Below are 11,108 nucleotides of genomic sequence, written 5' to 3'. Positions count from 1 at the left end.
AGATAAAAGGAGACTCGTATGAGAACATTTGACATAATTGCTATTGGTGGCGGTAGCGGAGGAATTGCAACCATGAATCGCGCTGGAGAACACGGTGCAAAAGCTGCCGTTATTGAAGAAAAGAAATTAGGGGGCACCTGTGTCAACGGCGGCTGTGTTCCTAAAAAAATCATGTGGTATGGCGCCCAGATTGCCGAAGCCATTCGTGATTATGGACCAGACTATGGTTTTACTTCGGATAATCAGCAGTTTGACTTTAAGACGCTTCGGAAGAATCGCGAAGCCTATATTGATCGTGCCCGCAATTCTTACAATAATAGTTTCAATCGAAATGGCGTTGAGTTGATTGAAGGTCGCGCCAAATTCATAGACCGCCATACAGTTGAAGTCAACGGCGAGCTTATCCAAGCCAAGCATATTGTCATCGCAACTGGTGCTCACCCTCATATTCCAGCAGTATCCGGAGCAGAATTCGGTGAAACCTCTGACGATGTTTTTGCATGGGAAAAACTCCCTCAATCCGTTGCCATTCTTGGTGCCGGCTATATCGCAGTTGAACTAGCTGGACTTCTTCATGCTCTGGGTGTAAAAACAGACCTTTTCGTTCGTCGAGATCGTCCTCTCCGCAATTTTGATTCTTATATCATCGATGGTCTTGTGGAAGAAATGAAGAAATCAGGTCCTACTCTACATACGCACAAAATACCAGAAAGGCTTGAAAAACTTGAAAACGGAGCGATTCGCATTACCTTCGAGGACGGAACGAGCCACACCGCTCAACACGTCATCTGGGCAACTGGGCGGACTGCAAACACCAAAGGGTTGAATTTAGAGGCGGCTGGTGTTACCCTAAATTCTCGTGGCTTTATAGCAGTTGACGAATTTCAAAATACAGCAACATCGGGTATTTATGCTCTAGGAGATGTTACAGGCGAAAAAGAATTAACCCCTGTTGCTATCAAAGCAGGTCGTACCTTAGCCGAACGCTTATTTAATGGAAAAACTGAAGCTAAAATGGATTATTCTAACATTCCAACTGTTGTCTTCTCTCACCCAGCGATTGGTACAGTTGGCTTGACCGAAGAGCAGGCGATTCAACAATACGGAGCAGAAAGTATCCATATTTACACTTCTAACTTTGCTTCCATGTATTCAGCTGTCACCCAACACCGACAACAAGCCAAGTTCAAGCTCATTACAATGGGGATAGATGAGAAAATCATTGGTCTCCACGGAATTGGCTATGGAGTTGATGAGATGATTCAAGGCTTTGCAGTTGCTATCAAAATGGGAGCTACCAAAGCAGATTTTGATGCGACTGTCGCCATTCACCCAACCGGTTCAGAAGAGTTTGTCACCATGCGTTAATCGTAGAGACGCTTCTCATAAATATCTTCCTCCCAGAGTTTTTCCAATTTTATCTCAATAGTCAGAATGGCTGCCAACGTCTCTGACTATTTTAGTTTACACGATAACTTCTTCTCATTCCATAACTTATTCTTTCATTTTATCCGCTAATCTTACATTTTTGTAAGATTCCTTTTTCCTGTGATTTTTTAGTTAATAAAGAGGTACAGTTTGTTATGATAATATTAAAGCGATTTTACGAGGAGGTACTTTTATGCAAAAGACCAAAACAATTCTGACAACTGTCTTACTTATCTTTTTAAATGTCTTTGGACTAATTGCATTTTTGATATTATTCCTTCGCAGTAAACATAAAAGGAAAGCAATATCGCGGAAAAAGTAAATATTTTGATAAAAAGGTGAATTCAGTCTATGCTTTTGCCTTTTTATTTAACCCTTGACATTTCTCTTATTTGTTTTATAATAGTTACCATATCATAAAATAAAGGGTTACAATTATGAAAAAATCATTTACACTCGTTTTACCAGCAATTGGCGCAGCTTTGATAGCCGTTTTTGCTCAGATTACTATTCCTATCGGTCCAGTTCCTTTTGCTTTGCAAAATATGGCAATTGGCTTAGTGGCTACTATTTTTCATCGAAAAGAAGCTCTATTAGCAGTCGCTCTTTATCTTCTCTTAGGCGCTATCGGTCTTCCTGTTTTTGCAGGAGGAAGCGGTGGATTTCAAGCACTTGTCGGTCCCAATGCAGGTTATCTCTGGTTTTATTTGTTCTACGCCCTAATAACAGCTAGTCTAACTTCCAAAAATAGCAGCTTTTTAACGATATTCGTATCAAATCTACTCGGAGATGCTTTGGTTTTTGTCGGTGGTGTACTTGGTTTAATGTTTCTAGCAGGTTTTCAACTTGATAAAGCTATTACAGTCGGAGTCATCCCCTTCATTTTACCAGATTTCATAAAACTGATTGCAATTAGCTTTATCAGTAGACCTATTTTTAAAAGCTTAAAAGATCATCCCTACTTTAAAAATTGATAAAGTTGTCTCACTCCCATTATTAGAACTCACGTGTTGTGGGTTCTTTTTACATTGCTCAAAAAGATTTTTTCATTTTCTTCTTGACAAAAATGACCAACAGTCCTATTATATTTTAAAAAAAAATAACCGACGGTCACCAAAAGGAGCTCACCATGCCTATTAGAAAAGCAGTCCCAAGCGATATTCCAGCACTCAATAATCTCTTAGAGCAAATCTTGCTTGTTCATCACAACGTCCGACCAGACATTTTCCAAGAGAGTGGTCGCAAATTCAACGATGAACAATTGAAAACACTGATGTCTCAAGAACATACACCAATCTTTGTCTATGAAAATGAAGAAGGTAAAATCTTGGGTCACCTCTTTTGCATCATTAAAGAACCACACAGTCTCGTATTGACACCTATCAAAACACTTTTCATTGAAGACCTTTGTATTGATGAAAATGCTCGTGGTCAAAAAATTGGTGAGCAGCTTTGCCATTTTGCAGAAAAATTTGCCCAAGAAATGGGCTGTTACAACTTAACCCTTAATGTATGGAATGATAACGCTGGTGCCTTACGGTTTTATGAACATCAAGGTTTTAAACCACAAGAAACTATCATGGAAAAAGTTTTTAAAAAATAGGAAAAGTTCATGAGTAAGAGAGAAGAGAAGAAAACGGCGACAAAGCAGAACATTACGGGTTTTTCTTCGGTATCAATATTATCGGGGTTTCAATCATCAGTATGCTTAATCGTCGGTTAGTTGATCGTTTTTCTCTACGAAATCTCTTGCACATTGCCACTAGCTGTGCTCTTGCTTTTGCTCTTTTACTACTACTGTTTAATATTGGAAATTTTCGTAGTCTTTGGGCAGTCGTCTTTCCTATGCTTCTCATTTTTAGTACCAATGGTATCGTTGCAGCATGTTCAAATGCCGCAGCTCTCAATAGCGCAGAGGATTCGATGACAGGTTCAGCAGCCGCTCTCCTTGGCTCTCTCCAATACGGAAGTGGGATTCTTTCTTCCTTGCTCCTCGCTCTTTTTTCAGATGGCACTCCTAAAGCCATGGTAGTCATTATTTTTCTAGCCATTCTAGCTTCTACTCTAATGGCTTGGATAGCATGAAAATAAACTATAAAATAATAAGACAGAGGTGGTATGATCTCTGTCTCATTATTTTATCAGCAAATCCAACAAATCTTGATAGGACTGAAAATTATAAGTCGGTTTCGCTTGCGTATGATTACTCAAACTTTTAGGATTATACCAAGCCGTATCAATGCCTGCATTGTTTCCGCCCGCTATGTCTGCTGTCAAAGAATCTCCAATCATTAGAGTTCGATTTTTATCAAAATTTGGTATTAGCTCTGCTATTTTTTCAAAAAATAGAGCATCGGGTTTTTGCGTGTGGAGTTGCTCAGAGATGAAAATCTGATTAAAATAGGGGGAGATATCCGAGTGAGACAGTCGACCAGTCTGAATGAAGCCGATACCATTGGTAGCAGCGTAAAGTTCATAATCCGCCTCTGTCAAAACATCCAAGAGCTCACTAGCTCCAGTATAGGTCTGACCTTGCTGGGCAATATGCTGCTGGTAATGGAGAGCCAACTCGGCACCGTCCTTATCCATACCAAAGTGGTTAAAGAGACGAGAAAAGCGCGTATTAATCAGTTCAGATTTGGTCAGTTTTTCCTGTTCCAAGTCCCGCCAAAGAGCTTTATTCATAGGAATATAGTAGTCTTTATAAGCCTGAATATCAGCCACACTCTGCTCTTTTAGAAAAGCAGTCAAAGCCAAATCCTCCGCCAAATCAAAATCTAACAAGGTATGGTCAAGATCAAATAGTAGATATTTATAATACAATTTTGTCGTTTTCCTTTCTAGGGGATACAAACTATTTATAATTATTTGGAAAATATTCTTTTCCCAGCTGCCATAAATATTGGTCTATCTGTTTAAGATTGAATTGCTCTAGTCCGTAATAACTTCTAAAGGTCAGAATTAGGTTCTTGAATTGCTGGTAATCCTTTAAATCAGCATTCTTAAACTTTGCAAAATAATCTGTTTTTCTAAAGTACTTCAACACCTTTTCAACATAACTATCGTATATGGGATACGCTAAAGGATTGTGATGCGAGCAATGCTTAGTTGCAAAAGAATAGAATTTTCGCTGCACACCTTCTTTTATGGTTATATTTTGAATTTCATTTACTAGAAAAATATCACCACTCTTTAACCTCTCATCAATGTCAAGTGATAAAATATGTTTTGCTACAGGAAATATTGAAAAAAATATTAGTACTATAAAAGTCATTTAGTGTTGCAACCTTTAACAGAATATCTGAAATATCTGTATTTTTCGGTGATAGTTCAAAAAACAAGCGATCTAATGCAGTTTCTTGTAATTTATAGCTTTCAAGGTTAGCCCACTCTTGCAAATACTTTTCAACTTCCATGACAGTTGGTCTAGGCACAAGCATGGTACTTCGAGAAGTCTGTAAAACAGAAAGAGCAGAGTCTGCTAAAGAATCATAGGTATGTCTATCGTCATGACGAATAATAATTTCTTCTGTCTCTAGTTTTTTTTAATTCATCTAAGATATTCAATGTGTGATTTTCCTCTCCGTAGATAGATTCAGCAAGTTCACGTTGTTTCATTGACCTACTTTTCAAGAGCTCAATAATTGTTTCTTTTTGTTCCATTGTTATCTTGAACTTCCACACTATTCCTAGTTATAATTTGCTAGACTTATTATATCATACAGTATTAACAAACAGTGTTTTTCATAATCAGCTACTTCATCTTCAAATTTTGGGCTTATTAGAAAAAAGCTGGAACAACACTCTCTTCATTTATAATCTAAATTAATTGGGAATGACAAGTGCACAAAGAGTGATAAGCACTGAAAAAATTTCTGCAGCTGGGAAAATCGTCAACGAAAGAATGATTCCTAAAATCTTAATTGCAATGTCCCACTTCATCCAATGCAAACAACTGATATTCAATTGTTCAATTTCTGCTGTTTGATTGACTTCGACCAATGTGTGATAATACCAAAGGACTGAGAATGAAATCAACAGAACAAAGACTCCATAAAATACTTGCATAGTAGCATTGTTAAAATTTGAAGCCACTAATTTTGTTGTATAAGGGAAAAATGATGAAAAGAAAAGCATGATTATAGCAGTCCAGACTGTTTTTTGACTAATTTTCTCCACTACCTGCGATGAAGAGTGAAAGTTTGTCCACATAGCCCCAAGCCAGAAAAAGGACAATCCATAGGCAAAAAAATTAGTTCGGAACTCCCATAGACCTTGTAAATCAAAGGTTTTCGGCTTTTCCAGTTCCAATACCAAAATGGTCATAATAATAGCAATCACCGCATCAATAAAAGCTCCCAAACGCTCTTTACCCATTACTTGACGATTCATTTTTCTCTCCTTTTAAATAGTTCTTTAAAATATGTGACATTATACCACTTTTACAGTTGTAAATCAAAAGCATTAAAAAACGGCTTAAGCCGTTTTTTAGTCCTCAACAATTCAATTTGCAGAGAATTTTATGATAAAATTTCTGCTAAATTTGCAATCATATCTTTTAATTGTTTTTCAAGAATTTCAGGGCTAGCAGTAATGCTCATTAGTAAAGTATTTAAAGATTGCTCAAATTGATTAGGAAGAAGGTTCGCATGCGCTGCTGCATATGATATCATTCTCTTCTCGCCGGGGTGGGTCAATTCATTAACTGCAAAAATGATGTCAAAATAGGATTCTAAAAAGGCTGCTACACGATGATTGACACTGACAAAGTCTTTTCGTTTTGCTGCTTTTAAAATCTGCATATCGTAGGACGGCAAATGTCCGGTTAACAAACTAAAATTTCGTGAAATGATATTGTCTTTTAATTTTTGAGGAAAAGGAATGTCAAACCGTTTTTTCAATTTTCCGAACTCTCCATTAGCATCATAAAGAATCTTGCAGGTTTTTAAATTGTGCCAAAAGCAAGTGGTGTAGCCATTTCCTGCTTGGTGCTTTTCGACAACATTTTCAATATCTCGCGCAAAATCACGAATATTCCGATAAAGAATATCAATATCAATGCCATTATTTAAGGTACAGTCGTCTTCCAATTCCCAAAATTGATTGCTTATTTCCATATAAGAACAATATTGGGTCAAAATCAACTTCCGACTGTCTTCATCTGGAATGCTCGTGCAGTAAATATATAAATCATAGTCCGAAGTCTCATCATAAGTTTCTCCGCTACGAGATCCGCCTAAGGCAATCGCTATCACTTCTGGTAAATTGGAAAATGCTTTCCAAAGTTGTGTAAAAACTGTCATTTTCTCCTCCGATATAAAACTTTTCCTTATTATACATTATATTACTACAAGAAAAAACTCCTAAACTTCAATTTAGGAGCTTTTCATGTCTTACCGCACTTCTGCACCAATCGTTACTTCAAGAGACTTTTGGATTTTTTCCATATAACGAGCTACTTCCTCATCTTCCAGAGTATCCTCTGGATTTTGGAAAGTTAAGGTGTAAGCCATTGATTTCATGCCGAGTCCCAGTTTTTCACCTGAGAAGACGTCAAATAATTTGATATCTGTCAAGCGTTTCACACCAGCAGCCTCAATAGCTTCAACGACTTCTTTGTGACTGATTTCTGCTTTCAGAAGCAGTGCTATATCACGTGTTACAGCTGGGAATTTGGTAATTTCTACAAATGGTTTTGCTGGTTGCATTACTTGTTCAATCGCTGTCAAGTTGATTTCTGCTACATACGTTTCTGGGATATTATAATCCTTAGCAGTTACTGGATGAACTTGACCGACAAAACCAACGACTTGTCCGTCTAGTGAAATAGTCGCTGTACGACCTGGGTGCATACCAGCTAATGCTTGTGTCGCTGTGTACTCTACTTTTAGACCCAGACGGTCAAAAAGTGCTTCCAAAATTCCTTTTGCATAAAAGAAATCAACTGGTACAGCTGGAGTTTGAAAATCCTTTTCAGTAACCAAACCTGTCAAAGCAAAGGCAAAGCTGTTGATTTCAGTTGGCAATTCTTCCTGTGGATTCCCCGTTTGCTCGAAGACTTTTCCGATTTCATACAGAGCCAAGTCCTTATTTTTACGTGCTACATTATAGGTAACAGTATCCAAAATGCCAGCTACCATATTTTGACGAAGAACGCTGCGATCTACTGTCATCGGCCACATCAGCTCTGTCAAGTTACTTGGATTAGTGCTAAATTGCACAGCTTTTTCAGGAGTAGTCAAAGCATAGGTGATAACTTCTATCAAACCAGCACCTTCTGCAACTGTACGAACTTTGCGACGAAGTTTTTGGGTTTCTGTCAATTGGCCAGCTGTTCCGTCACCTTTTGGAAGAGTTGCTGGTAATTTATCATAACCATAGATACGCGCAATTTCCTCATAAAGGTCTGCTTCAATGTGAATGTCCCAACGGCGACGTGGTACGCTGACCGTGAATTTCTCTGCATCGCCAGTAAGACCAAAACCAAGGCGACGGAAAACATCTTCAATATCTGTATAGGTTAATTCCGTTCCAAGTACACGATTGACATCTGATAATGTTGAAACAACTTCAACATCTGATGTGTCCACTTGACCCGCTGAGACGATACCGGCTTGTACCGTTGCACCTGCAAGGTCTGCAATCATGCTAGCCGCAGCATCTAGAGCTTCTGTTACTGTCGCTAGGTTAATTCCTTTTTCAAAACGAGAGGATGATTCTGAACGAAGATTGAGACGTCCGCTCGTCTTACGAATGGAAGTTCCGTCAAAAACTGCTGCTTCAAGCACTACACGGCTTGATTGAGAAGAAATTTCCGTTGCAGCTCCACCCATGACACCAGCAAGAGCGACTGGCTTATCTGCTACCGCAATCACAAGATCGCTCGTTTCTAATTCGCGCTCTTCGTCATCAAGGGTTACTAATTTTTCGCCCGCACACGCTTCACGCACCACAATTTGATTGTCCTCAAAAGTATCTAAATCAAAGGCGTGCATTGGTTGTCCAAAGTAAAGTAGAATATAATTTGTCACATCTACCACATTGTTGATAGGACGAATCCCTGCATTCATAAGCAGATTTTGAAGCCATTGCGGACTTGGAGCAATGGTTACATTTTCCAAAATACGTGCTGCATAAAAAGGAGCCTTGTCCGTTTCAATCGCAACAGAAAGTTGTTCTCCAGCTTGCTCTTGTGTTTCCAACAACGGAAAATCTTTAAAATGAACCGACTTGTCGTAGATAGCTGCTACCTCATACGCTACTCCACGCATTGAAAGTGCATCTGCACGGTTCGGCGTGATAGAAAGCTCAATAATTTCATCATCCAAGTCAAGATAAGGAAAAACGGAATCCCCCGGTACAGCTTCTTCTGGCAAAATTTGAATACCGTCAGAAAATTCTTTTGGAACAACCGAGTCCGAAATGCCTAATTCTCCAAGGGAACAAATCATTCCAAGGGATTCTAACCCACGGATTTTTCCCTTTTTAATCTTGTAATTATCTGCAATACGAGCTCCTGGAAGAGCTACCATAACCTTGATTCCCGTTCGTACATTTGGAGCGCCGCAAACGATTTGTCGAAGCGCTTCTTCGCCAACATTCACTTGACAGACATGTAGGTGCGTCTCAGGAACCTCTTCACAGCTAACCACTTCACCAACTACAATTTTTGACAACCCCTCAGCAGGAGAGCTAACCCCTTCTACTTCAATCCCTGTCGTTGACATTTTTTCAGCTAATTCTTCACTCAGAACAGTTACGTCAACTAGTTCTTTTAACCATTTATAACTTACTAGCATAATTCATCTATATGAGTGCATAGAAATCTTTGAGAACTACTGTTTCTGCTCAAAAATTTTGCCTCATATTATTTCCTTTCTTTTTGAGGCTGGGACAAGTGCCCAAGCCAAGTGCTTTTTCGCTTAATTTAATTCTTTCCGAATGAGCCAGTCAATATCAACCGTTTCACCAGTCGCATATTCATGCTCACTAAAACGCTCAAAACCATATTTAAAGTAAAAGTTTTGGGCCTTAAAATTCTTTTCCCAAACGCCTAGCCACACCCATGAACATTTTCGTTTCATAGCTTCCTGCAGGGCAAATTCAAACATTTCCTTGCCAAAACCTTGTCCTTGATACGGTTTCAAAACATAGATACGATGCACCTCAAAAGCATTCCTCATTGAATAGTCTGCCTCTACTGGTTCAGTCTGTTCCTGCCCCCAGTTAAATTTGAGAAAACCAACAATCTTCTCTGTTTCATCTAACGCAAAATAGGTCTCTGACTCTACCAGTGCCAAATCCTTCTGAATCCGCTCAAGTGAGAGCTCATGCGCAAAATAATCTTGCATGTCTTCTGCCTTGATGTAAGGGCCAAAAGTTTCTAGATAAGTCTGCACTTCTAGTGCTCTTAGAACTTCAACCTGTTCTTCTTTTACTTTTATTAACATACATTTATTTAAATTGTTCTGAGAACCGAACATCTCCTTGATAGAAGCCACGAATGTCATTGATACCGTAGCGCAACATAGCCACCCGTTCTTGACCCAGCCCAAAAGCAAAACCAGAATAAACATCAGCATCAATGCCACTCATTTCAAGGACGCGTGGGTGTACCATTCCAGCTCCCATAATTTCAATCCAGCCAGTCTTTTTGCAGACATTGCATCCTTGCCCACCGCATTTAAAGCAAGAAACATCCACCTCAACAGACGGCTCTGTAAATGGAAAATAAGACGGACGCAGACGAATACTGCGGTCTTCTCCAAACATTTTTTGCACAATGAGCTGCAATGTTCCTTGAAGGTCTGCCATAGAAATATTTTTCCCGACAACCAAACCTTCAATTTGATGAAATTGATGAGAATGCGTCGCATCGTCCGTATCCCGTCGGAACACACGCCCTGGCGAGATCATTTTCAGAGGACCTTTAGAAAAATCATGAGCGTCCATAGCACGAGCTTGAACAGGACTGGTGTGAGTACGCAGCAAAATTTCTTCTGTAATGTAGAAAGTATCCTGCATATCACGTGCTGGGTGGTCTTTTGGTAAATTCATCCGCTCAAAGTTGTAATAGTCTGTTTCAACTTCAAAACCATCTACGACTTGATAGCCCATGCTGATGAAAATATCTTCAATTTCTTCACTTGTTTGGCTAAGAACATGACGATTCCCAGTAGGAATTTTCCGACCAGGAAGGGTGACATCTACTGACTCACTCGCCAACTGATTAGCAACTTTTTTCTCTTCTAGTAATTTTGCAGATTCTTCAAAAGCAGCAGTCAACACATCTCGTGCTTCATTGACATGTTTCCCGATAATCGGCCGCATATCAGCAGAGACATCTTTCATACCTTTTAAAATTTCTGTTAAAGAGCCTTTCTTTCCAAGGACAGAAACACGCAGATTCTGCATTTCTTTTTCATTTTCAGTTGAAATTTTTTTCAGCGACGCCAGAGTTTCTTCTCTAAGCTTATTTAATTGTTCTTCAATGGTTGACATAATTCCTCCAAATATAAAAAACCGCTTATCAGACTCCATAAGCGGAGCGTCGACACGCGGTACCATCCGTTTTCATCTGGTTTTCCAGACCTTAATTCTAAATCCCTTTGCAAGTGAATTTACCTAGTTTTCATCTAAAGAACTCTCAGTCTCTGGTTCTTCTCCCTGTCAAACTTCCC

At 39.0% G+C, this 11,108-nt stretch carries 12 protein-coding genes; 4 read left to right on the top strand and 8 right to left on the bottom strand.

The genetic code is table 11. The features are described 5' to 3' along the window. Positions 1 to 18 precede the first annotated feature (18 nt). From gorA to HMPREF2634_RS04890, 4 genes are all read left to right on the top strand, one after another. Positions 19 to 1,368: a glutathione-disulfide reductase gene (gorA, locus tag HMPREF2634_RS04905; RefSeq protein WP_021001831.1), complete on the top strand. Its 1,350-nt coding sequence runs from the start codon at positions 19 to 21 to the stop codon at positions 1,366 to 1,368. Positions 1,369 to 1,865: 497 nt separating this feature from the next. Continuing rightward, on the top strand, positions 1,866 to 2,402 hold the full coding sequence (locus HMPREF2634_RS04900) for a biotin transporter BioY (RefSeq protein WP_021001832.1): 537 nt from the start codon (positions 1,866 to 1,868) through the stop codon (positions 2,400 to 2,402). A gap of 155 nt (positions 2,403 to 2,557) precedes the next feature. Then, positions 2,558 to 3,031 (top strand): GNAT family N-acetyltransferase, encoded by a 474-nt coding sequence (locus HMPREF2634_RS04895; RefSeq protein ID WP_003024073.1) that lies wholly within the window; start codon positions 2,558 to 2,560, stop codon positions 3,029 to 3,031. Between the two features lie 101 nt (positions 3,032 to 3,132). Further along, positions 3,133 to 3,513 (top strand): MFS transporter, encoded by a 381-nt coding sequence (locus HMPREF2634_RS04890; protein WP_003024070.1) that lies wholly within the window; start codon positions 3,133 to 3,135, stop codon positions 3,511 to 3,513. Between the two features lie 48 nt (positions 3,514 to 3,561). Here HMPREF2634_RS04890 and HMPREF2634_RS04885 read toward each other — a convergent pair whose 3' ends face one another. The 8 genes from HMPREF2634_RS04885 to pheS form a co-directional block, all read right to left on the bottom strand. Continuing rightward, the gene (locus tag HMPREF2634_RS04885; protein WP_021001833.1) at positions 3,562 to 4,251 is read right to left on the bottom strand and encodes a pyrimidine 5'-nucleotidase PynA; all 690 of its coding nucleotides are present in this window, start codon (positions 4,249 to 4,251) and stop codon (positions 3,562 to 3,564) included. 31 nt (positions 4,252 to 4,282) lie between these two features. Beyond that, entirely contained in the window at positions 4,283 to 4,702 is a 420-nt protein-coding gene (locus HMPREF2634_RS04880) for a hypothetical protein (RefSeq protein ID WP_171004443.1), read from the bottom strand. 233 nt (positions 4,703 to 4,935) lie between these two features. Beyond that, positions 4,936 to 5,091, bottom strand: a complete 156-nt coding sequence (locus HMPREF2634_RS10095; RefSeq protein ID WP_162490627.1) for a hypothetical protein — start codon at positions 5,089 to 5,091, stop codon at positions 4,936 to 4,938. Between the two features lie 162 nt (positions 5,092 to 5,253). Beyond that, entirely contained in the window at positions 5,254 to 5,805 is a 552-nt protein-coding gene (locus HMPREF2634_RS04870; protein ID WP_041784122.1) for a TMEM175 family protein, read from the bottom strand. A gap of 143 nt (positions 5,806 to 5,948) precedes the next feature. Then, positions 5,949 to 6,731, bottom strand: a complete 783-nt coding sequence (locus HMPREF2634_RS04865; protein ID WP_003024059.1) for a nucleotidyltransferase domain-containing protein — start codon at positions 6,729 to 6,731, stop codon at positions 5,949 to 5,951. Positions 6,732 to 6,821: 90 nt separating this feature from the next. Continuing rightward, a complete protein-coding gene (gene pheT / locus HMPREF2634_RS04860) occupies positions 6,822 to 9,227 on the bottom strand; it encodes a phenylalanine--tRNA ligase subunit beta (protein WP_057489702.1) in 2,406 nt (801 codons plus the stop codon). Between the two features lie 123 nt (positions 9,228 to 9,350). Continuing rightward, positions 9,351 to 9,878, bottom strand: a complete 528-nt coding sequence (locus HMPREF2634_RS04855; RefSeq protein ID WP_049517548.1) for a GNAT family N-acetyltransferase — start codon at positions 9,876 to 9,878, stop codon at positions 9,351 to 9,353. Between the two features lie 4 nt (positions 9,879 to 9,882). Further along, positions 9,883 to 10,929, bottom strand: a complete 1,047-nt coding sequence (gene pheS, locus HMPREF2634_RS04850) for a phenylalanine--tRNA ligase subunit alpha (RefSeq protein ID WP_041331712.1) — start codon at positions 10,927 to 10,929, stop codon at positions 9,883 to 9,885. Positions 10,930 to 11,108: the final 179 nt, after the last annotated feature.

The organism is Streptococcus sp. HMSC034B03 (assembly GCF_001838575.1).
GTDB classification, from domain to species: Bacteria; Bacillota; Bacilli; order Lactobacillales; family Streptococcaceae; genus Streptococcus; species Streptococcus anginosus.
This window is presented reverse-complemented; position numbering and strand designations above follow the sequence as displayed.

Bases quoted from the DNA above. Each gene is read 5' to 3' on its own strand.
- gorA (WP_021001831.1), top strand. From the start codon at position 19: ATGAGAACATTTGACATAATTGCTATTGGTGGCGGTAGCGGAGGAATT.
- HMPREF2634_RS04900 (WP_021001832.1), top strand. From the start codon at position 1,866: ATGAAAAAATCATTTACACTCGTTTTACCAGCAATTGGCGCAGCTTTG.
- HMPREF2634_RS04895 (WP_003024073.1), top strand. From the start codon at position 2,558: ATGCCTATTAGAAAAGCAGTCCCAAGCGATATTCCAGCACTCAATAAT.
- HMPREF2634_RS04890 (WP_003024070.1), top strand. From the start codon at position 3,133: ATGCTTAATCGTCGGTTAGTTGATCGTTTTTCTCTACGAAATCTCTTG.
- HMPREF2634_RS04880 (WP_171004443.1), bottom strand. From the start codon at position 4,702: ATGACTTTTATAGTACTAATATTTTTTTCAATATTTCCTGTAGCAAAA.
- HMPREF2634_RS10095 (WP_162490627.1), bottom strand. From the start codon at position 5,091: ATGGAACAAAAAGAAACAATTATTGAGCTCTTGAAAAGTAGGTCAATG.
- HMPREF2634_RS04870 (WP_041784122.1), bottom strand. From the start codon at position 5,805: ATGGGTAAAGAGCGTTTGGGAGCTTTTATTGATGCGGTGATTGCTATT.
- HMPREF2634_RS04865 (WP_003024059.1), bottom strand. From the start codon at position 6,731: ATGACAGTTTTTACACAACTTTGGAAAGCATTTTCCAATTTACCAGAA.
- pheT (WP_057489702.1), bottom strand. From the start codon at position 9,227: ATGCTAGTAAGTTATAAATGGTTAAAAGAACTAGTTGACGTAACTGTT.
- HMPREF2634_RS04855 (WP_049517548.1), bottom strand. From the start codon at position 9,878: ATGTTAATAAAAGTAAAAGAAGAACAGGTTGAAGTTCTAAGAGCACTA.
- pheS (WP_041331712.1), bottom strand. From the start codon at position 10,929: ATGTCAACCATTGAAGAACAATTAAATAAGCTTAGAGAAGAAACTCTG.